This window comes from Streptomyces pluripotens, assembly GCF_000802245.2.
Taxonomy (GTDB): domain Bacteria; phylum Actinomycetota; class Actinomycetes; order Streptomycetales; family Streptomycetaceae; genus Streptomyces; species Streptomyces pluripotens.
The window spans coordinates 4,361,832-4,382,652 of sequence record NZ_CP021080.1 but is presented as its reverse complement, the minus strand read 5'-3'; the positions used below and the strand labels follow the sequence as shown (position 1 = coordinate 4,382,652).

The window sequence follows — 20,821 nt, the reverse complement described above, 5'->3', positions numbered from 1 at the left end:
TGTGCACCGAGCATACCGGCGTACACGCGATCCACGCATTCACGCGCGTGCACTCAGTCGATCCTGTGAACTGTGTTGACTCGGTTCACAGGCTCTGTTCTTATTGACCCAGCGAACCGAGCGACTGCCGGAGGGGGTGGTCGCCACGTTGGGGAGGGATCGCCATGGGTATGAAGGCCAAGGTCGCGCTGGGGGCCGTCGCAGGGATCGTCGTCATCGGTGCCATATCGGCAACCGCAGGCAACGGTGACAAGAGCGACGGCTCCAACGGCAGCGGCAAGGACTCTTCGGCCTCCGCCACACACAAGTCCGGGGGCAAGAAGGACTCGGGGGACAAGAAGACGACCGAGAAGAAGAAGGTCGCCTTCGCCGGTGACGGCGACTACCAGGTCGGCTCGGACGTGAAGCCGGGCACGTACCGCACGTCAGGCAACGCCGACGACATGTGTTACTGGGAGCGCGCCAAGGACGCCTCGGGCGAAATGGACTCGCTGCTCGCCAACGACAACGTCAGCGGCACGAGTTACGTCACCATCAAGGCCACCGACAAGGTGTTCAAGTCCGAGGGCTGCAAGGACTGGGAGGCCGTCGACCCGAAGGCGAAGGGCACGCCGGCCTCTTCGATGGACGGCAACGGGGGGATGTACAAGGTCGGCACGGACATCGCGCCGGGCACGTACAAGTCGACCGGGAACAAGGACGACTCCTGCTACTGGGAGCGCACCAAGGACGCCGAGCACGGGCTGAACTCGATCATCGCCAACAACAACGTGACCGGCACGGCCGTCGTCACCATCCGCCCGTCGGACGCCTACTTCAAGACGACCGGCTGCGGCAACTGGAAGAAGACCGCCTGACCCGGCGGGCCCTCCGGCCCCGGCTCCTTCACCCCGCGCGCCCACCACTTCTCACCTCTCCTCCAAGGACCGCCATGTGACACGTCGCACGCACCCCGCCCCGTCCCGTCCCCCGCAAGCCACGAGACCGCGTCAGCGCAGAGTATGGATTCCAGCACAGGCGGGCGCTTTGACCAGCCTCTGAAGACTCGGTCACCGCTATGTGGCCCGGGATGCCCGCTCTCTGCGTCTCCCCCACGTCCGGCTGCGTCTCGTCGACTCCCGGCCGCCAGCCCGGAACTCCCGCTGTAGCCGCTTCCGAACGACGTACGGCGCGCCGTACGCATTTCCCCCGTATCACCCATCCTTCTGAAGGACTGTCATGCACCTTCCATCCCGTGTCGTCACGCTGTTGGCCGTCGCGGCACTCCCCCTGGCGCTGTCCGCCTGTTCCCCCTTCGCCAGCAAGCCAGCCAAGGATCCCAACGCCGGGCTGCTCACCGGTACACAGCTCAAGACGGCACTGGCGCCCGCCTCGGTGTTCCCGGCAGGGTTCACCGCGCAGGCCGACGGCGCATCGGACAGCGGAGGCCATTTCCTCTCGCCGTCCGCCAAGAACACCACGAAGCCGGACTGCCCCAGGCTGGAGGAAACGTCCTGGATCCAGGCGAGCGGGTACAAGGGCGGGGTGTCGTTCGCGCAGAACGAATACATGATCAGGGACAAGACCCAGGACATGTTTCAGGAGATCGACGAGTTCCAGGGCACCAGGGCCAAGAAGGTGATGAAGTCGCTGAGGGCCTTCACCACGCAGTGTGCGACGTTCACGGACACCGACGCACACGCCAAGGTCAGCCTCACGAACAAGCCCACGCCCGGGCTCGGTGACGAGGCCTTCACGATCACGCTGAAGAGCGGCACCTGGGAAAACGGCACCACCCTCATCGCGGTCCGCTCCGGGCACGCCGTGATCACGACGGCGTCCACCGCCGGCACCGACAACGGCGCCGCGACCGCGAAGAAGATGGCGACCGAGATCCTGGGGGCCCTGCAGAAGAAGTCGGCCGCGTGACCCGAAAGGGCGGCAGAGCCGCCTGATCCACGAAACGGGCAGCCTGCCGGATCGGGGGACCGGCAGGCTGCCTCACCAGAAGGCCGACAAGCGGACGCGCCCAGCGGCGCGGTCAGGCTGTCGGCCCCTTCGCCGTTTCCCGAAGTCCGTTCAGGAGCCGGTGGTGGTCGGCGGCAGGTCCGCGCAGGGGTTCTTCCCCGGCACGACGGATGGCCGTCGCGCTCAGCGACCGGCTTCCGTGTTCAGGGTGGCCTCCCTCTTCAGGGAGCTCGGTTCGGGGGGTGGTCCTCTCCCTTCAGCGGGCTCGGAAGCGCTCCGGCGCCCTGGTCGGATTGCCACCCGTGGGGAGCTTCTGGTCCGGGCAGGTGGCGAGGACCTGCTTCATCGCGGTCCGTTCGGCTGCGGTGACCCACAGGCCGTACTTCTTCTTGACCGCCACTTGCGTGGCGACATAGGTACAGCGGTAGGCCTTGTTGGACGGGAGCCAGGTGGCCGCGTCACCGTCTCCTTTGCCGCGGTTGGCACCCGCATCGACCGCGATGAGGTTGAGCGGGTCGTTGGCCAGCGCTATGCGCTTGCTGGGGTCCCAGTACTTGGCGCCCTTCTGCCAGGCGTCCGAGAGGGCCACGACATGGTCGATGTCAACCTGGCTCCGGCCTCGCCGGTAGGTGATGGCCTTGTCGGAGTACGGGTCCCGGTCGAGCAGGCCGTAGGAGACCTTGCAGGTCCCCCCGGTGAACCTCACGTTCTTCAGGTCGCGTTTGAGTATGTCGTCACGGGTGTCGCAGGAGTTGGAATCCGTGTCCGCCCAGGGGGTGCCGAACCGGGCCCGGGAGTAACCGGTCTTGGGCGCACGTCCCTTGACGGTCAGCGACCCTGCAGCGGTCAGGGCCTCTCCCGCGCTCCTGGTTCCGGAGGAACCCTCGGTCTGCCCGGCCTTGCACCCGGCCCCGGCGATCAGCACGATGACAGCGGCGACCACCCCGCCCCCCAAACGCGCCACTCTGGGTCCCCTCCACTCGCCTTCGACCGCCCGGCACGTGCGCCGGCGGTGCCTTCCCCCTACGGTAGCTGCCGCGGCAGCCAGGGAAGACGGGGCCGAACGGAGTGATCACGACCCCAGAACCGAGGCGAGGAACTCGCCGACCCAGGCGAGCAGTTCGCGGCCGACCAGCGGTTTGCCGCCCACCCTTGCGGTCTTCGGACGCGGGACCAGCACCTGGTGCGCGGCAGGCTTGATGACCGTGCCCGGGTAGAGCCGCTTCACCCGCAGCTCCTGGGACTCGCGCAACTCCACCGGGGCGAAGCGGATGTTGGTGCCCTGAAGGACGATCTCACTGACACCGCACGCCCGTGCGAGCATCCGCAGCCCGGCCACCAGCAGCAGGTTCTCCACCGGTTCGGGCAGCTTCCCGTAGCGGTCGGAGAGTTCCTCGCGTACGGCCTTGACGTCCTCCTCCGAGTTGGCGGAGGCGATGGCCCGGTACGCCTGTAGACGCAGCCGCTCGCCGGGCGCGTAGTCGTGCGGGACATGCGCGTCGACAGGCAGCTCGATCTTGACCTCCAGCGGCGGCTCCTCCACCCCCGCCCCGGCCTCGCCCGTCTCCAACTGGCGCCGGTAGTCCGCCACCGCCTCACCGACCATACGGACGTACAGGTCGAAGCCGACGCCCGCAATGTGTCCGGACTGCTCGCCGCCGAGCAGGTTGCCCGCGCCGCGGATCTCCAGGTCCTTCATCGCCACGTACATGCCGGCGCCCATCTCCGTGTGTTGGGCGATGGTGGCGAGGCGCTCGTGCGCGGTCTCCGTCAGGGGCTTCTCCGGGGGGTAGAGGAAGTAGGCGTACCCCCGCTCCCTACCCCGGCCGACCCTGCCGCGCAGCTGGTGCAGTTGGGACAGGCCGAAGTTGTCGCCGCGTTCCACGATCAGTGTGTTGGCGTTGGAGATGTCGATGCCGGACTCGACGATCGTGGTCGAAACCAGCACGTCGAACCTCTTCTCCCAGAAGTCGACCACGACCTGCTCCAGGGCCGCCTCCGACATCTGGCCGTGAGCGGTGGCGATGCGCGCCTCGGGGACGATCTCACGCAACCGGGCCGCGGCCCGGTCGATGGACTCGACCCGGTTGTGGATGTAGAAGACCTGTCCCTCCCGCAGCAGTTCACGGCGGATGGCCGCACCGATCTGCTTCTCGTCGTACGGCCCGACGAAGGTGAGCACGGGGTGGCGCTCCTCCGGGGGCGTGGTGATCGTGGACATCTCGCGGATGCCGGTGACCGCCATCTCCAAGGTGCGCGGGATCGGGGTCGCGGACATGGTCAGCACGTCCACGTTCGCGCGCAGCTTCTTCAGCTGCTCCTTGTGCTCGACGCCGAAGCGCTGCTCCTCGTCGACGATGACCAGGCCCAGGTCCTTGAACTTCGTCTCCGAGGAGAACAGGCGGTGGGTGCCGATGACGATGTCCACCGCGCCGTCGTGCAGACCTTCCAGAACGGCCTTGGCCTCGGTGTCGGTCTGGAACCGGGACAGCGCCCGCACGGTCACCGGGAACTGCGAGTACCGCTCGGAGAACGTGCCGAAGTGCTGCTGAACCAGCAGGGTCGTCGGGACGAGGACGGCGACCTGCTTGCCGTCCTGTACCGCCTTGAAGGCGGCCCGCACGGCGATCTCGGTCTTGCCGTAGCCGACGTCGCCGCAGATCAGCCGGTCCATGGGGACCGTCTTCTCCATGTCCTCCTTGACCTCGGCGATGGTGGTGAGCTGGTCGGGGGTCTCCGCGTAGGGGAAGGCGTCCTCCAGTTCGCGCTGCCAGGGGGTGTCACCACCGAAAGCGTGACCGGGGGCGGCCATGCGCGCGCTGTAGAGCTTGATCAGGTCCGCGGCGATCTCCTTGACGGCCTTCTTCGCCCGGGCCTTGGTCTTCGTCCAGTCCGCGCCGCCCAGGCGGTGCAGCGTGGGCGCCTCGCCGCCGACGTACTTGGTGATCTGCTCCAGCTGGTCGGTGGGGATGTAGAGGCGGTCGCCGGGCTGACCGCGCTTGGCGGGGGCGTACTCCACGACCAGGTACTCGCGGGTGGCGCCCTGGACGGTGCGCTGCACCATCTCGATGTAGCGGCCGACTCCGTGCTGTTCGTGGACGATGTAGTCGCCCGGTTCCAGGGTGAGCGGATCGATGGTCTTGCGACGGCGGGCGGGCATGCGGGCACCGTCACGACCGGCGGCACGCTGGCCGGACAGGTCGGTCTCGGTGAGCACGGCGAGCCGGAGTGCCGGATCCACGAAGCCGTATTCGATGGAGCCACAGGCGACGTGCACCACGGAGGGGCTGATCTGGCCGAGATCGGAATCCAGGCGGGCCGGGATGCCCTCGCCGCCGAGGACCTCAACCGTGCGTGCGGCGGGACCGTGGCCCTCGGTGACGAACACCGCGCGCCAGCCGTCGGCGAGCCAGCCCTTGGTGTCGGCGAGGGCCTTGGCGGTGTCGCCTCGGTAGCTGTCGGGCGCGTGCATGCCGAGCTTGAGGGTGTCCCCCGCCGCGTCGGCGGCGAGCGGATCCGTCAGTGCCTCGTCAGCGGCGAAGGGCGAGACCGACCACCACATCATGTCCCGTTCGCGTGCCCGGTCTCGGACGTCCGCGATGGACCACAGGGAGGCCGCGCCGACATCGATCGGTGCCTCGCCTCCGCCCGCAGTGGCCGCCCACGACGCCTGCAGGAACTCCTGCGAAGTGGCCACGAGGTCGGCGGCCCGCGTGCGGACCCGCTCCGGATCGCAGACGACAGCCATCGCGCCCTTGGGCAGCACGTCAAGCAGTAGTTCCATGTCGTCGACCAGGACCGGCGCCAGGGACTCCATGCCCTCGACCGCGATGCCCTCGGCGATCTTGCCGAGCAGCTCGCCCAACTCGGGGTGTTCCTCGGCGAGGGCACGCGCACGGGCGCGTACGTCGTCGGTGAGCAGCAGCTCGCGGCAGGGCGGAGCCCACAGGCCGTGTTCGGCGACTTCGAGCGAGCGCTGGTCGGCGACCTTGAAGTAGCGGATCTCCTCGACGTCATCGCCCCAGAACTCGATGCGCAGGGGGTGTTCCTCAGTGGGTGGGAAGACGTCCAGGATGCCGCCGCGCACGGCGAACTCGCCACGCTTCTCGACGAGCTCCACGCGCGCGTAAGCCGCTGCCGAGAGGGCCTTCACGACATCGTCCAGGTCGGCCGTCCAGCCGGTCCGCAGGGACACCGGCTCCAGGTCGCCAAGACCCCTGACCTGCGGCTGCAGCACGGAACGCACGGGCGCTACGACCACGGAGACCGGGCCGGTCTCGGGATCGTCCGGGCTGGGGTGGGCGAGGCGCCTCAGGACGGCGAGGCGACGGCCCACGGTGTCACTGCGCGGGCTCAGCCGCTCGTGCGGGAGGGTTTCCCAGGAGGGGTACTCCACCACACCCTCGGCAGGCAGAACGGAGCGCAGGGCGGCGGCCAGATCCTCGGCCTCCCGGCCCGTCGCCGTGACCGCCAGCACCGGGCGGCCGGTCTCGCGGGCGAGGGCTGCGACCGCGAGCGGACGGGCCGCCGGCGGCCCGACGAGGTCGACGTGCATGCGGTTGCCGTCCGCCGCCGCCCGAATCGCTTCCGCGAGGGCGGCGTCCTTGACTACGGCGTCGAGCAGACCATGCAGGCTCATGAGGGCTTTTCCGTCCAGGGGTGGGCAACGCAAAGAGCCCGACGCGGGAAACGGCCGGGAGTCTCCAGCCTACGACGCCGCACTGAGCGCCGCCGGGGGCTGTGGACAATCGTGCTCGCCGACGCCGGGTGCTGGTGCCTCTATAGGCACCCCGTCCCTTCCGGAAGGTAGCTGCACGGGCCACGGGGTCGGTTCTGGCGGAGAGCGGGGGGAGGGTTCGGCGCCGGGTCCCAGGAGGCCGCTACTCCAGAGCGGCCCGGCCCGTCAGTGTGATCAGGCTGCTGCGCACATGGTCCATGTGCGCCCGTACGTCGTCCCAGGTCTCGCCGTGCTCGCACAACACCTGTTCCGTTTCCCGGGCGATGCGTTCCTCGCGCACACGGGCGGCGGCGATGACCTCAGCAGCACGCGCCCGTGCCTCCTCCTGGCAGCGGCGCGCGGACTCCTCGGCCTCGCTGAGAGCCCGTTTGGCCTCGGACAGCGCGGTCTCGGCCCGGTTCACCTGCTCGGCCTGCCAGGCGTCGAACGCCGCGGCCCTGCCGGCTTCCGCACGCTCGGCCGCGGCCCATCCTTCGGCGTGCTCCCGGGACTGCTCGGCCAGCATGCCGGTGGTGCGCTGCCGCATCTCGCGCAACGCTGCGAGAGCCTCTCCACGGCATGCCTTCACCCCGCGCCGGGCACGGACGCGGAGGTCGTCGGCCTCGGCGCGCGCGGCAAGAAGCCGCTGGCGGCAGCGTTCGTCAGCCTCCGCACGAAGCGCGTGGGCCGCCTCTTGCCCCTCCTGGCGCACGCCCTCGGCCTCGGCCTCGGCCTGCGCGAGCCGTTGGCCGGCTTCGTGCCGGGCGCGCTCCCGGACGTCCGCCGCTTCGTCCAGCACCAGCTGGAACACGTGCCGGGCACGCTCCCCGAGCGTGTCGTACGCCTGCGGTGCGAGAGCGGTGACGGTCTCGCGCAGGCGGGCGACCTCCGCTTCCATGTCCCTGGCGAGCACAGTCAGCCGCGCTGCGCGCTCCCACGCGGCGTCCCGATCCTGCGACAGCGCCTCCATGCACGCGTCGACCCGATCGGGGCGGTAGCCGCGCCCCCGGACGGTCACGAAGCCGTGCGGCGAAATCGATGCGCTGCTCACCCTGGGAACCCCTCTCCACCGGACCTACACGACAGGATGATTTCGCGCATATCTTGATGGATCGGACGTAAGCACTCATAACGCGACACTCCGTAGTCGCGTTACGGCCGGAATATCGCACTTCGTGGTGGGCGTCGCGTGCTCGACCGCCCACGCGCACCAGGCCCCTCAGCCCTGGGCAGCACGCGCCGGTCTCGGCTACGACCGGCGAACGCACCCGCCCGGCTGCCCCGCGGCGCGCGGCGGGGCAGCCGGGAAACGCCCACCTTCACATGAACGAGGACATCACAGCAGCCCGTCCCACATCTGCTCCAGCAGCACGGACCACCAGCTCTCCGGAGAACCCAGCGCCGCAGGATCCAACGCCGCCAACTGCGCCTGGAAGTCGACGGTCCAACGGCCCGCCTGCTCCTGGTTCAGCCCGTACCGCAGGCGCCACATCCGGCCCAGCAGGGCGAGGCAGCGCACGAACTCCGGCAGTCCGGTGTTCACGAACTGCGGCGGCACCGGAGCACCGCCCGGCCCCGCCTCCACCGGCACGGCCACGATGTTCGCCGTCCCGTACTGCACACAGATCGCCTTGCCGAAGTCGGTACCCAGGACGAGGTACGACCCCGCGTCCCCGGCCGGCTGGACCCCGCGCTCGACCGCCAGTTCCGCCAGCGTCGGCACCGGCCGGCCCGGCTGGGCCTGCGCCCAGAAGAACGGACCCATGTCGAGCGGCAGCCCCGCCATGACCAGGGTGTGCGCCACGACCGGCGGCACGCCCTGCCGCGACACCGCCTGCTGCTCGAACCGGAAGACACCCGGCCCGAACGCCACCGCCAGTTCCTGCGCAACGCCCTCGGGCGGGATCGGCGGCGCGGCCTGCACCGGTGGCAGCGGCGCCCGCACCGGCGCGGGCCGCGCGGGCCCGTCCGCCACCTGGTGCAGCTCACCCTGGTGCGCCAGCAACTGCTGCATGCCCTGCCGACGGCCGGCGTGATCCGTGCCGTACGGCGCGATGCTTGTGATCCGAGCCTGCGGCCACTGCTCCCGGATCATCCGGGCACAATAGGCGCCCGGCAACTCGCACGACTCCAGTTCGGTGTGCAACTCCAGCACCTGCGCCGGCGGCACGTTCATCGCACGCAACTCGTGGAAGATCTGCCACTCCGGATGGGGTGTGCCCGGCGCCGAACGTCGAATCAGCTGCTGTTCCGAACCGTCCTGCGCACGGTAGCGCAACACGGCCTGGTAGCCGGGACCGACCGTCGGCCGGCTCTGCTGCGGATACCCATACGCCGGAGGCCGCCCCGGGCCGGGAACTGCTGGCGGCGGCACCGCACCAGGCGGCGCCGGCTTCGGGACACCCGGACCGCCGGGTGCGCCCGGGGCGGGCGGCGGGGGTACTCCAGGACCGACGATAGGGGGCGCGGCCAGCACGGTCTCGGCATGGTGCACAGCACCCTGGGCGCCGCCGGCAGCGCCCAGGACACCGGCCGTCCCCGCCGCGCCGGACCCTCCCGGGGCCCCCGGAGGCTGCGGCGCGCCCCCGCCCAACCGACCCGGATCCGCCAACACCGTGGCCGCCTGGTGCACGTTGCCCGGAGGGGTCCCGCCCGGCGCGCCCGGGGGCGTGACAGGCGCCTCAGGAGCACCCGAGGTGTTCGGCGCGCCCGGCGCCGCCACCCCCTTCGCGCCCTGCGGCCCAGCGGAGCCGCCCTGCGCGCCCGCACCAGCCTGGGCCTCGGCCCCCTCGGGTCCGAGCGCCGACACGAGCTGTGTCGGTACGTACCCTCCCGGGGGCGTGCCCGGCGCAGACGGGGGCACGCCCCCGTCGCGAGCGCCAGGGGAGCCAGGTACGCCCGGGGCACCGGGGGGAGGGGGCGGTGCACCCACTCCCCCACGCGCCTTCCTCGGCGGTGGCGCCGCCTTGCTCGTCGCGGCATCCGCGATGTCGCCGGCGTTCGGCGCGAGCCGCCGCGCGGGCGCGCCCGGCCCCGCCTGGGGCTGCGGCACGTCCGGCGCACCGCCCGGCGCCTGCGGATAGCCGTACGACGGGGCACCAGGACGCGGGGGCGGGGGCACACTGTCCTGCGGCGCACCGGAAAAAACAGGAGGCACGGGCGGCACGGCGGGCACCGAAGGATGGGCGGGTGCACCCGGCGCGGGCGCACCAGGGGCGGCCGGCGCGGGCGGGAAGCCGTATGCCACGGTGCCGGGCGGCGGTGTGCTCCCCGGTGGAACACCCAGCCCGTTCGAGGCATCGAGCGCCTGCGCGACCGCCGTCGGCGGCAGCTGACTGCCGCCCGGCAGCAACTCCGTCTTCGCATCCGGCACGACCGCCGTCGGCCGGGGAACCCCGTCGTCCGAGTCACCCACCTGTGGGGCAAGCACCGTCGCCGGCAACGGCACGCAACGATCGTCCTCACCGGAGTCCGCATTGGTGTCGGTGCCCGACCACGGTGTGGCCCCCGGGGGCACGTCTACCGGAGCAGGAGCCCCGCCCACCCCCGGCCCTCCCCGGGTCCCACCAAACGCCTCCGGCGCAGCCGCCGGCACCCCGGCCCGCGTCTCCGCCAGACCTGCACCACCACGGGCAGAAGCACCGCCACCAGAACCAAAGCCAGACCCGGAACCAGCCCCGGTCGGCACGCCACCGGCACCACCACCCACAGCGGGCACCGGGCCCCCGCCCGTGGCAGAGGCCTCCCCCGGAACGCCGGCGACCCGCTCGTCCGACACCGGCCGCTCCCCGAGCCCCAGCTTGTCGGCCGCCTCCTGCAACCACTCCGGCGGAGACAACAGGAACGACGTCTGGTTCAGGTCGACGCGAGCCGGCGCCGCCGTCGGAACCGCGTCCTCGGGCTCATCCACGCGACCGTACTTCTCCTCGTACCGGCGAATCACCTCCCCCACCGGAAGCGCTGGCCACAGCGTCGCGTCCCCGCTGTCCCGGGCAATGACCAGCCGCTGCGCGCCCGCGTCCGAACGCGGCCCCTCCGCACGGTCCTCGCCCCACACCACGAAACCCAGCTCGAACTCCCGCACCCGCACCTCACGGTGCTGGTACGCGGGGACATCCCCGTTGATCCACTCCTCGGCGCGCTCCTGCGCCTGCGCATACGTCACCATCGCGTGAAACTCACTCCCCCACAGGGCCGGAGAACGCCGGGTCAGAAGTCGCCGGGCCGGAAGACCCCGGGCCGGGATCCGACGAACTGGAATCCGACGAGCCGGAAGACACCGGAACGACGCGGGCGAAGCCGCCGTCCACCATCAGGTTCGCCACCGTCTCCAGCTCCGGCGGATCACCGGCCAGCCGGGACAGAAAGGCATCGAAGTCCTCACCGCAGGGCCGCAACAGACGCTCCGCCCGCTCCGCCGGCGACCACGCCGGATCCGTGTCCCGCACGTCGTCGTAGGCGCAGAACCACACCGAGCCGAGCCGCTCGCCCTTCACCTTCACCGCGAGCAAACCACCCTGCGCGAAGGACACACCGAGGTAATCCTTCGTCAGATGGTCACGCAGGCATTTGTTCACGTACACCAGATCGTTGACCGCGGCCTCGTCCCGCACGGTGAAGAACGGCTGGTCCACAAGCAATCCCAGGCCGGCGTCGAGCGCCGCACCCACCGGTGCGCAACCGCCCGCCGCCTTCAGGAAAGACCGGTAGGCACCGGGAAGCCGATAACCGAGGTCCTCCTCAACCGCCTGCACCTGCACTTCGGTCACCGCAACACCCGACTTCGGCAAGCCGACATGTACGGGTCGCGTCTCCTGCAACGGCCGCGTCCCCTGCTTGGCCGGGTCCACCCGCGCCGTAGCCACCCCGCCGTGATGCCGCAACAACGCCTTCACCTCGACCGGAATCAACTCCAGCCGCCGTGCGCCCACCACGTGATGCCACGTCCAGCCGTGCGGCGTCGCCACGTCCGGCACCGTGTCCCACAACTCGTGCCCCGACGCCGCCAAGGCCGCGTTCGCCGACACATAGTCCGTCAACCGCAACTCGTCGACGCCGAAACCCTCCGGCGGCTCGGCGATCTGAGCCGCCACCCGCGCGTACGGCGAGAAATCCGGATAACCGTGCTCGTCGACCCGTACCCCTCTCGGGTAACGCGCCGCCCGAACCGGATCCGGGAAGTGCACGACCTGTCCGGCGTAAGCCGCGTTCGGCGGCGCGGCGTGTCCCCCAGCCTGGCGGCTGGGCGATGCCCCCAGCCCGAGCCGGCCTGTCGTCATGGCGGTTGCCCCCTGCGGCGTACTCTCTGGCCTGAACGGCGGTGTCGATCGGGAATATCGACAGCCTAAGCGGTACACGAAGCCCGGTCACCGGCCCACCGCGTCCCCTCGGACAGGCACTCCCACGCCTGCGTGACCAGCCGTCACCTCACCGTCACCACCTGCCCCGAAACCGGCGTGTCGCACCGCCCCAGCTTCCGCACCCGCCAGGGCGTTTGGCACCCTGTGTCCTTCGGGGGATGCCCGGGGAGGGAAAACGTCCATGAACATCTTGAAGACCGGAGGTGCCAACGTGCGGGCCGGCGACCCTCGCATCGACTGGAGCGGCACCGACACGCCTCCCGCCCCCACCCTCCTCCACCGCCGCGACGGCATCCTGCCCACCATCGCCGCCGCCCTCTCCGTCCGCGGTGCCGCCACCCTCACCGGCACAGCCGCCCGCGGCGAAGACCCCCCACCCCTGCACCCCCTCGTCCAGGACTTCCTCGACACCCTCACCAGCGCCCAGCGCGACCGCTTCACCGGCCGCTGCGCCGAGACCATCCTCATCTCCCGGCACATCACCACGACCGACGCCACCCGCAGCAAGCGCGCCGCACGCAAACCCATGACCAACGGCGAAGCACGCAAGGCCCTCAAATACGCCAAACTCACCGCCCGCCGCATACGCGAGGACGGTGACCCCCTCCACGGCAGCTTCGCCGCCCCCTGCCGCGCCTGCACCTCCCTCAGCGCTCACTTCGGCGTCCGCATCGTCGACCCCACCGCAACCGTCGGCTGAGAAACCCCGTCAACCCCGGCAACACCCGCAACACCCCGCGAGCACGACGCGCGAGCACGACGAACGAAGGCAGATGCACCCCGACCGCACCTCGACCACGCGCTTCCCCGTACCCGTCGACGCCGCGCTGCGCGCCGCCGGCTGGCAGCCCGGACGCTGGAACATAAAGCAGGCCGAAATCTGGGCCGACGCGCTACGCGAACACACCTCACCCGCCGGACACCGGCACGCCGTCTTCCCCGCCGCGGTCGAAGCCTGGGCCGAATTCGGCGCTCTGACCATCACCCCCACCGGGACCGGCCGCCAGAGCGCCCCCGCCAACCTCCACCTCGACCCCCTGCACGGTCTGCACCTCGCCCGCACCCTCGGCGACCTCGGCCGCGCCCTGGACACCGAACTCTGCCCCCTCGGTGAGGAAACCGACACCGCCGCGCTCCTCGCCATCGACACCGAGGGCCGCGTCTACACCCTCGATCACACCGGCGACTGGTACGTCGGCCCCAGCATCGACCACGCCCTGTCCTCACTCATCACCGGTATCGACCCCGTACGCCTTACTGCGGGCTGAACCACAACGCGGCGGACGCAGCGGCGACGGGCGCAGAGAGGCGCGGCAACGGGGCACCACAGCACCGCTACACCGCCGGAATCACCGCCGACACACGGAACCCGCCCGTGTCCGTCGGCCCCGAGACGAACACACCGCCGAGCGCCGCGACCCGCTCCCGCATCCCCACCAGGCCATTGCCACCCGAGGGCAACCTCGCCGCCGCCGCGGACCCCGGCTCCGGCGGCGGCTCGTTCTCCACCTGCATCGCGATTTCCGACGCCCGGTGCGCCAACCGCACATGCGTCTTCGCGCCTGCCGCGTGCTTGTGGACGTTCGTCAACGCCTCCTGGACCACCCGGTACGCCGTCTGCTCGATCTCCGCCGCATACGACCGCACCTCCCCCATCACCGACAGATCCACGGCCATCCCCGCGGCCGTGGACTGCCCGATCAACTCGTCCAGCTCCGACAGACACGGCCCCTCCGCCGAACCGGCCTCCTCTCCTGCCGCCCGTGAAGCCGCCGCGGCAGCCGCCGCCCCCACCGCCACCAACGGCGCCGAAGCAGCGCGACCGGCCACGTCCTCCCCGGCCCGCAACACCCCGAGCATCTCCCGCAGCTCGGTCAGCGCCTGCCGACCCATGTCCCCCACCAGAGCCGCGTTCTTCACCGCCTTCTCCGGGTCCTTTCGGGCAACCGCCTGGAGCGCCGCCGCATGCACCACCATCAGGCTCACCCGGTGCGCGACCACGTCATGCATCTCCCGCGCGATACGCGTCCGCTCTTCGCCACGCGCCCACTCGGCCCGCTCCTCCGCCCGCTCCGCGAGCAGCTGCAGCTCCCGTTCCAAGGAGTCTGCCCGCTCCCGCAGGCTCTCCATCAGCCGCCGGCGCGCACCCACGTACAAGCCCAGCAGCACCGGCGGAGCCGTCAACCCCAACGACGTCGTGACCGCCGCGAACGGCACGAACCAGTCACCGAGCGTCAGGTCACCCCGCGCCAAGTCCTGCCGCACCCGCACGAACGTCACGATCATCGTGCCCAGCAACGACATCCCCGCCAGCGCGCCGATGATCCGCCGGGGCACCTCACACGAGGCCAGCGTGTACAGCCCGACGATGCCCATCAGGAACCCCATCTGGGCCGGCGTGATCGCGATCGCCACCAGCACGACGGCGATCGGCCACCTCCGCCGGACCAGCAGCATCGAACCGGCGACCACCCCGAACCCGATCCCCACCGCCACCGGGACTCCCGCGTCCCGGGCGAACCGAATCCCCTCCGCACCGCACTCCAGGGCGGACACCAGCGCAAGGCTCCCGTCGAGCACCGCACTGCGCCGCCTTGCCCACCACCAGGGCCCGGTCACGGCCCTGGCGTGCTCTTCCCCCGTCATGGTCATGGCTCCAGCGTACGGGCGGCGGGTACGGCATTTCCGTCGGCTTTCACCCGCCTCCGCACGCCGCCGCTCGCGACCGGACACCCCCGAAACCCCTGCACATCCCTCGAACTGGTGAACCCTTCCCTATCGGCTCTGGAGCAGACCGTTCCGGAAGGACGGTATGCACATGGCACATTCATCCGGCCCATCCGGCCCATCCAGCCCATCCAGCCCATCCAGCCCATCCAGCCCATCCAGCAAGAGCACGGACCTCGAAGGGCTACGGGAGCAAGTGGTCGCCCTACGACGAGCGGGCCGCAGCCTCCGCCAGATCCGGAATGAGCTGAAAATCTTCAACAACGACGTCCTCAACCAGCTCGTCAAGGGGGAACCGCCGCCGGAGTGGACGAAGCGACCGAATGCCAAGGACGGCCTGCGGGCAAGGGCCCGCGAGCTGCGGCTGCAGGGGTGGACCTACGACCGGATCGAAGCGGAGCTGGGCTGCTCACGGAGTTCGGTGTCACTGTGGGTCCGGGATCTGCCGAGGCCCGAGCCCCGAGCCCCGGTACACACCGCAAGAGCAGCAAGCACTCATGCAGGAGGGCCTGGCAAGGCGTCGCGCGGCGGAGAACGAGAAGCGCAAGGACAGCAGGGCGGCTGCGCTGCAGGAGATCGGGGATCTGTCGGACCGCGAGCTCTTCATGGCGGGCATTGCGCTCTACTGGGCGGAGGGAGCGAAAAGCAAGCCGTACGACCGCCGTGAGCGAGCGGTCTTCGTCAGCAGCGACCCCGGCGTCATCCAGACCTACCTCGCGTGGCTGGACCTGCTCGGCGTGGACCACGAGCGCTTGGCCTTCCGGCTACTTGTCCACGAGTCCGTAGACGTCGAAACGGCCCATCGTTTCTGGGCCGCCATCGCCGACGTTGACGTCTCCGTCTTCGCCAGGCCGACGCTTCAACGGCACAACCCGAAGGCCGTCCGCAAGAACACCGGCGTCGACTATCACGGTTGTCTCGTGATCGGCGTAGCCAGAAGCGCCCACCTGTACCACCGCATCGAAGGCTGGTGGAACGGAATCGTGGCTCAGGCTCAGGCCCGTCTCGGGTAAGGTCTGAGGCGCTGTCCCCCGTGGTGTAACTGGCAGCACACTGGTTTTTGGTACCAGCAGGACAAGGTTCGAATCCTTGCGGGGGAGCCACAGCACGCAAGTCCCAGGTTCGGGCCCTGACGGGCAACACTGCCGTCAGGGCCCGCGCGCGTATCCCCCCACCCTCCCCCCGGTATCCTGCGGCTGTCACCCCCACCCATCCAGAGCCGAAGGGCAACCCCGTGAGCGCCATCCGCCCGGCCGCCGTCGTCGTTCTCGCCGCGGGTGAGGGCACCCGTATGAAATCGGCCACACCCAAGGTCCTCCACCAAATCTGCGGCCGCTCCCTGGTGGGTCATGTTCTGGCCGCAGCCCGCGAATTGGACCCGGAGAACCTGGTCGTCGTGGTGGGCCACGCCCGTGAGCAGGTCACCGCGCACCTGACCGAGACCGACCCCACGGTGCGCACGGCCGTTCAAACGGAGCAGAACGGGACCGGGCACGCCGTACGCATCGGTTTGGAGGAGCTGGGCGGGGCCGTGGACGGGACCGTGGTCGTCGTCTGCGGGGACACCCCCCTCCTCACCGGCGAAACCTTGCGACAGCTCGCCGGGACCCATCAAGCGGACGGCAATGCCGTGACGGTTCTCACCGCCGAGGTCCCGGACGCGACCGGGTACGGCCGGATCGTGCGGGACGCAGCGAACGGTGCCGTCACCGAGATCGTGGAGCACAAGGACGCGACCGAAGCCCTGCGGGCGATCCGGGAGATCAACAGCGGGGTGTTCGCGTTCGACGGGCAGCTGCTGGCGGACGCGCTGAAGAAGGTGCGGACGGACAACAGCCAGGGCGAGGAGTATCTGACCGACGTGCTCGGGATCCTTCGGGAGGCCGGGCACCGGGTCGGCGCCTCCGTGGCCGGCGATCACCGGGAGATCGCCGGGATCAACAACCGCGTACAGCTCGCCGAGGCCCGGCGGATCCTCAACGACCGGTTGCTGACCCGGGCGATGCTGGACGGGGTGACCGTGGTCGACCCGGCGACGACCTGGGTGGATGTGACCGTGACCTTCGAACAGGACGTCGTGGTGCACCCGGGCACGCAGCTCACGGGGACGACCCACCTCTGCGAGGGTGCCGAGGTCGGCCCGAACAGCCGGCTCGGGGACACTCGCGTCGGCCCCGGGGCACGCGTGGACAACACCGTGTCCGTCGGCGCCGTCGTGGGACCGCAGGCGAGCGTGGGACCGTACGCGTATCTGCGGCCCGGAACCCGGCTGGGCGCGAAGGGGAAGATCGGTACGTACGTCGAGACGAAGAACGCGGCCATCGGCGAGGGGACGAAGGTTCCGCACCTGTCGTACGTCGGGGACGCCACGATCGGTGAGTACACGAACATCGGAGCGGCGAGTGTGTTCGTGAACTACGACGGTAAGGACAAGCACCACACCACGGTCGGGTCGCATTGCCGGACGGGTTCGGACAACATGTTTGTGGCTCCTGTCACGGTCGGGGACGGCTCGTACACCGCTGCCGGTTCCGTGATCACGAAGGACGTGCCGCCCGGTTCGCTGGCCGTGGCCCGCGGTCAGCAGCGGAATATCGAGGGCTGGGTGGCGCGGAAGCGTCCGGGAAGCGCCGCGGCGAAGGCTGCCGAAGCGACGTCCCGGCAGGGCCGGAACGAGGACTGACCGGAAACGGGTGCGCTGAACACGGCGTACCGTGATAAGTGCACATCCGCACGTGTGCATCTGCATCCCTACCAGCTGATACGGCCTCTCATGCCCAGCGAGAGGTCGCCGACCAGCCAGCTGGCTGAGACAACCTCTGAGGAGACTGTGCTGTGACCGGGATCAAGACGACCGGCGAGAAGAAGTTGATGTTCTTCTCCGGCCGCGCCCACCCCGAGCTTGCCGAGGAGGTCGCCCAGCAGCTGGGTGTCGGGGTCGTCCCGACGAAGGCCTTCGACTTCGCCAACGGCGAGATCTACGTCCGATACCAGGAGTCGGCGCGCGGTGCGGACTGCTTCCTGATCCAGAGCCACACGGCTCCGATCAACAAGTGGATCATGGAGCAGTTGATCATGATCGACGCGCTGAAGCGCGCGTCGGCCCGCTCCATCACCGTGATCGTGCCGTTCTACGGTTACGCGCGGCAGGACAAGAAGCACCGGGGACGTGAACCGATTTCGGCGCGTCTGATCGCGGATCTGATGAAGACCGCGGGTGCGGACCGGATTCTGACCGTCGATCTGCACACGGACCAGATCCAGGGGTTCTTCGACGGTCCGGTGGACCACCTGTTCGCGCTGCCCCTGCTCGCGGACTACGTGGGCGACAAGGTGGACCGGAAGAAGCTGACGGTCGTATCGCCGGACGCGGGCCGGGTGCGGGTGGCGGACCGGTGGTGCGACCGGCTCGGTGCGCCCCTCGCGATCGTGCACAAGCGGCGAGACAAGGACGTGGCGAACCAGGTGACCGTCCACGAGGTCGTGGGTGAGGTCAAGGGCCGGGTCTGTGTCCTGGTCGACGACATGATCGACACGGGCGGGACCATCTGCGCGGCCGCGGACGCGCTGTTCGCGCACGGTGCGGAGGACGTCATCGTGACGGCTACGCACGGTGTGCTGTCGGGCCCGGCGTCGGACCGGCTGAAGAATTCGCGGGTGAGCGAGTTCGTGTTCACGAACACGCTGCCGACGCCGGCGGAGCTGGGCCGGGATCTGGACAAGATCACGGTTCTGTCGATCGCTCCGACGATCGCGAGCGCGGTCCGCGAGGTGTTCGAGGACGGTTCGGTGACCAGCCTCTTCGACGAGCAGTGACCGGCCCCGTCAGCAAGCAGTGAGGTTTCTGCAACCCCAGCGGGCTGCCTAGCCGAAGATCCTTTTGAGTGTGGCCTCCCCCTCCGAGTAGACTGCCCCAGTTGCTCGGCGAGGGAGGCCGTACTCCGTTCCAGGGCCCCTGGGCCCTCAGGGACCTCAGGGTTGCCAGGACGGAATGCGGTGGTCCGTTATCGACGCGCTCTTCGTAGCAGGCCGTTCGTGGCCGGGTGACCACGTCCGTTCCGAATTCCTACGAGGAGTGATCCACATGTCCGAGGTGAAGCTCGCCGCCGAGACCCGCACCGAGTTCGGCAAGGGTGCCGCCCGCCGCGTCCGCCGCGACAACAAGGTTCCGGGTGTTCTCTACGGCCACGGTTCCCAGCCGCTGCACCTGACCCTGCCGGGCCACGAGCTGCTGATGGCGCTGCGTACGCCGAACGTCCTGATCTCCCTGGACATCGACGGCAAGGCCAACGAGCTGGCGATCCCGAAGGCCGTGCAGCGCGACCCGCTGAAGGGCTTCCTGGAGCACGTCGACCTGCTGCTGGTCAAGCGCGGCGAGAAGGTCACGGTCGAGGTTCCGGTGCACACCGAGGGCGAGCTGGCCCCGGGTGGCAACCTGCTGGAGCACGTGCTGAACGCGCTGCCGATCGAGGCCGAGGCGACCCACATCCCCGAGTCCGTCACGGTCTCCGTCGAGGGCCTGGAGGCCGGTGCTTCCGTCCTGGCCAAGGACATCACGCTGCCGGCCGGTGCCACGCTGGCCGTGGAGGAGGACGCGGTCGTCCTGCAGGTTCTGGCCGCGCAGGCCGAGGAGTCCGCGGGCGAGGCCGCCGAGGGCGAAGAGGCCGCCGAGGCCTGATCCTCGTAGTCGTCGTTTCGTCAGCCGCTGTTCCCGGTGGGAACAGCGGCTGGCGCGTATCAAGGAGACATGGACGTGACCACCCCCGCCAATGGCCCTTGGCTCATCGTCGGACTCGGCAACCCCGGGCCGGAGTACGCCATGAACCGGCACAACGTCGGCTTCATGGTGGTCGACCTGCTCGCGGAACGGATCGGGGGGAAGTTCAAGCGGGCGGGCAAAGCACAGGCGCAGGTGTTGGAGGGGCGGATCGGACCGGCCGGTCCGGCCAGCCGCCGAGTGATCCTCGCCAAGCCGATGTCCTACATGAACCTGTCCGGTGGTCCGGTGAACGCGCTCAAGGACTTCTACAAGGTTCCGGTGGCGAACGTCGTCGCGGTCCACGACGAGCTGGACATCGATTACGGCACGCTGCGGCTGAAGCTGGGCGGTGGCGACAACGGCCACAACGGCCTGAAGTCGATGACGAAGGCAATGGGGTCGGACTACCACCGGGTGCGGTTCGGGATCGGTCGGCCACCGGGGCGGATGCAGGTGGCTGATTTTGTACTGAGGGACTTCTCATCGGCGGAGCGCAAGGAGCTCGACTACTCCGTGGATCGTGCGGCGGACGCGGTGGAGTGTCTGGTGACGGAGGGCCTGGAGCGGGCGCAAAGTTCGTACAACTCCTGATGTGTGCCCCCAGCAGCTCACCGATTCACCCCTTTGTGCACACTTTCGCATGTCCTTCCTCGGGCATTCCCGACATGCCCTCGCTGTGTACTTCCAATGTGCACTCCCCCGCACGGTTGAGGGCCTCAGGGGAGTTGACCAGCGTATGAATATGGCCAATGATCCCGGCCATGCCTGCCACAGCCAGCACTGCCCGGAAGGGCTACGCTCGCCATGCCTCCGCGTCCGCGTGGCGGTACTGGCGGGTCGCCGCGATGGGTGCGGTCGCCGCGCTGATTCTGTTCGCCGGGGTGTGGGGTTCCTGGGGGACGGCGCAGCACGTGATGCTCACCAGGGGGCGGGAACTGGGCACGGTCGCCGTCACGGCGTGTGCGGGAGACACGTGCACCGGTCCTTTCAGGCCGATGTCTGCGGGGGCTCGGGCACGCGCTCACGTGCAGATCGCGCGGTCGGTCGCGGTGCACCAAGGGCGCACCTACGACGTCGTCGTGAAGCCCGGAACCGATGTGGTGGTCCGGTCGGGGCCGGGCGGCATCCTGTACGCCTGGGTTCCGCTGGGCGGTGCGCTGCTGCTGGCCTCGGTGGTCGTGGCGGGTGGGATGCGACTGACCCGGCTGGCGTGGGTGCTGGCGGGGTCGGGTGCGGCGCTGCTGACGGCGGCTTTCGCGGCGGTGCGGTGAGCGGCGCCGTCACGTGACGTGCCGTGGCACGCCATGAGGG

The 20,821-nt window shown here is 69.8% G+C and carries 16 protein-coding genes and 1 tRNA gene; 11 read left to right on the top strand and 6 right to left on the bottom strand.

The features are described 5' to 3' along the window. The first annotated feature begins 164 nt into the window (after nucleotides 1-164). Both LK06_RS19895 and LK06_RS19890 read left to right on the top strand, forming a co-directional pair. Nucleotides 165-857: an Rv1352/Rv1906c domain-containing protein gene (locus tag LK06_RS19895; protein ID WP_039652698.1), complete on the top strand. Its 693-nt coding sequence runs from the start codon at nucleotides 165-167 to the stop codon at nucleotides 855-857. A 361-nt stretch (nucleotides 858-1,218) separates the two neighbouring features. Continuing rightward, the gene (locus LK06_RS19890; protein ID WP_039652696.1) at nucleotides 1,219-1,908 is read left to right on the top strand and encodes a hypothetical protein; all 690 of its coding nucleotides are present in this window, start codon (nucleotides 1,219-1,221) and stop codon (nucleotides 1,906-1,908) included. 295 nt (nucleotides 1,909-2,203) lie between these two features. On the opposite strand, the gene LK06_RS19885 is transcribed toward LK06_RS19890, so the two are convergent. The 5 genes from LK06_RS19885 to LK06_RS19865 all read right to left on the bottom strand — a co-directional run bounded on the left by LK06_RS19885 (nucleotide 2,204) and on the right by LK06_RS19865 (nucleotide 11,943). After that, nucleotides 2,204-2,911, bottom strand: coding sequence for an HNH endonuclease family protein (locus tag LK06_RS19885; RefSeq protein ID WP_039652694.1), 708 nt, complete (start codon nucleotides 2,909-2,911; stop codon nucleotides 2,204-2,206). A 108-nt stretch (nucleotides 2,912-3,019) separates the two neighbouring features. Continuing rightward, the gene (gene mfd, locus LK06_RS19880) at nucleotides 3,020-6,586 is read right to left on the bottom strand and encodes a transcription-repair coupling factor (protein WP_039652693.1); all 3,567 of its coding nucleotides are present in this window, start codon (nucleotides 6,584-6,586) and stop codon (nucleotides 3,020-3,022) included. A 241-nt stretch (nucleotides 6,587-6,827) separates the two neighbouring features. Then, nucleotides 6,828-7,715 carry a cellulose-binding protein gene (locus LK06_RS19875; protein WP_043433621.1) on the bottom strand — a complete coding sequence of 296 codons (888 nt, stop codon included), beginning with the start codon at nucleotides 7,713-7,715 and terminating at the stop codon, nucleotides 6,828-6,830. A gap of 285 nt (nucleotides 7,716-8,000) precedes the next feature. Further along, complete coding sequence (locus LK06_RS19870) at nucleotides 8,001-10,832, bottom strand: SUKH-4 family immunity protein (protein ID WP_078858861.1); 2,832 nt, start codon at nucleotides 10,830-10,832, stop codon at nucleotides 8,001-8,003. Nucleotides 10,833-10,842: 10 nt separating this feature from the next. After that, a complete protein-coding gene (locus LK06_RS19865; protein WP_078858860.1) occupies nucleotides 10,843-11,943 on the bottom strand; it encodes an SMI1/KNR4 family protein in 1,101 nt (366 codons plus the stop codon). A gap of 262 nt (nucleotides 11,944-12,205) precedes the next feature. Between LK06_RS19865 and LK06_RS19860 the strand changes: the two genes are divergently transcribed. Both LK06_RS19860 and LK06_RS19855 read left to right on the top strand, forming a co-directional pair. Next, nucleotides 12,206-12,724, top strand: a complete 519-nt coding sequence (locus LK06_RS19860; protein ID WP_039652688.1) for a YwqJ-related putative deaminase — start codon at nucleotides 12,206-12,208, stop codon at nucleotides 12,722-12,724. Between the two features lie 73 nt (nucleotides 12,725-12,797). Beyond that, complete coding sequence (locus LK06_RS19855) at nucleotides 12,798-13,292, top strand: SUKH-3 domain-containing protein (protein ID WP_039652687.1); 495 nt, start codon at nucleotides 12,798-12,800, stop codon at nucleotides 13,290-13,292. Nucleotides 13,293-13,359: 67 nt separating this feature from the next. Here LK06_RS19855 and LK06_RS19850 read toward each other — a convergent pair whose 3' ends face one another. Then, the gene (locus tag LK06_RS19850) at nucleotides 13,360-14,676 is read right to left on the bottom strand and encodes a sensor histidine kinase (protein ID WP_039652685.1); all 1,317 of its coding nucleotides are present in this window, start codon (nucleotides 14,674-14,676) and stop codon (nucleotides 13,360-13,362) included. A 572-nt stretch (nucleotides 14,677-15,248) separates the two neighbouring features. On the opposite strand from LK06_RS19850, the gene LK06_RS35070 reads away from it, so the two are divergent. From LK06_RS35070 to LK06_RS19815, 7 genes are all read left to right on the top strand, one after another. Next, complete coding sequence (locus LK06_RS35070) at nucleotides 15,249-15,764, top strand: hypothetical protein (RefSeq protein WP_308355236.1); 516 nt, start codon at nucleotides 15,249-15,251, stop codon at nucleotides 15,762-15,764. A gap of 14 nt (nucleotides 15,765-15,778) precedes the next feature. Continuing rightward, nucleotides 15,779-15,854: transfer RNA gene (locus LK06_RS19840), tRNA-Gln, on the top strand. A 131-nt stretch (nucleotides 15,855-15,985) separates the two neighbouring features. Beyond that, entirely contained in the window at nucleotides 15,986-17,434 is a 1,449-nt protein-coding gene (gene glmU, locus LK06_RS19835) for a bifunctional UDP-N-acetylglucosamine diphosphorylase/glucosamine-1-phosphate N-acetyltransferase GlmU (protein WP_043433619.1), read from the top strand. 152 nt (nucleotides 17,435-17,586) lie between these two features. Further along, on the top strand, nucleotides 17,587-18,567 hold the full coding sequence (locus LK06_RS19830) for a ribose-phosphate diphosphokinase (RefSeq protein WP_039652683.1): 981 nt from the start codon (nucleotides 17,587-17,589) through the stop codon (nucleotides 18,565-18,567). Nucleotides 18,568-18,835: 268 nt separating this feature from the next. Then, a complete protein-coding gene (locus tag LK06_RS19825; RefSeq protein WP_039652682.1) occupies nucleotides 18,836-19,429 on the top strand; it encodes a 50S ribosomal protein L25/general stress protein Ctc in 594 nt (197 codons plus the stop codon). A gap of 69 nt (nucleotides 19,430-19,498) precedes the next feature. Next, complete coding sequence (pth, locus tag LK06_RS19820) at nucleotides 19,499-20,101, top strand: aminoacyl-tRNA hydrolase (RefSeq protein ID WP_039652680.1); 603 nt, start codon at nucleotides 19,499-19,501, stop codon at nucleotides 20,099-20,101. A gap of 158 nt (nucleotides 20,102-20,259) precedes the next feature. Beyond that, nucleotides 20,260-20,781 (top strand): hypothetical protein, encoded by a 522-nt coding sequence (locus tag LK06_RS19815; RefSeq protein ID WP_086083412.1) that lies wholly within the window; start codon nucleotides 20,260-20,262, stop codon nucleotides 20,779-20,781. The last annotated feature ends 40 nt before the right edge of the window (nucleotides 20,782-20,821 follow it).

Bases quoted from the DNA above. Each gene is read 5' to 3' on its own strand.
- pth (WP_039652680.1), top strand. From the start codon at position 19,499: ATGGACGTGACCACCCCCGCCAATGGCCCTTGGCTCATCGTCGGACTC.
- LK06_RS19825 (WP_039652682.1), top strand. From the start codon at position 18,836: ATGTCCGAGGTGAAGCTCGCCGCCGAGACCCGCACCGAGTTCGGCAAG.
- LK06_RS19850 (WP_039652685.1), bottom strand. From the start codon at position 14,676: ATGACCATGACGGGGGAAGAGCACGCCAGGGCCGTGACCGGGCCCTGG.
- LK06_RS35070 (WP_308355236.1), top strand. From the start codon at position 15,249: ATGCAGGAGGGCCTGGCAAGGCGTCGCGCGGCGGAGAACGAGAAGCGC.
- mfd (WP_039652693.1), bottom strand. From the start codon at position 6,586: ATGAGCCTGCATGGTCTGCTCGACGCCGTAGTCAAGGACGCCGCCCTC.
- LK06_RS19895 (WP_039652698.1), top strand. From the start codon at position 165: ATGGGTATGAAGGCCAAGGTCGCGCTGGGGGCCGTCGCAGGGATCGTC.
- LK06_RS19890 (WP_039652696.1), top strand. From the start codon at position 1,219: ATGCACCTTCCATCCCGTGTCGTCACGCTGTTGGCCGTCGCGGCACTC.
- LK06_RS19860 (WP_039652688.1), top strand. From the start codon at position 12,206: ATGAACATCTTGAAGACCGGAGGTGCCAACGTGCGGGCCGGCGACCCT.
- LK06_RS19815 (WP_086083412.1), top strand. From the start codon at position 20,260: ATGATCCCGGCCATGCCTGCCACAGCCAGCACTGCCCGGAAGGGCTAC.
- LK06_RS19865 (WP_078858860.1), bottom strand. From the start codon at position 11,943: ATGACGACAGGCCGGCTCGGGCTGGGGGCATCGCCCAGCCGCCAGGCT.
- LK06_RS19855 (WP_039652687.1), top strand. From the start codon at position 12,798: ATGCACCCCGACCGCACCTCGACCACGCGCTTCCCCGTACCCGTCGAC.
- LK06_RS19870 (WP_078858861.1), bottom strand. From the start codon at position 10,832: ATGGTGACGTATGCGCAGGCGCAGGAGCGCGCCGAGGAGTGGATCAAC.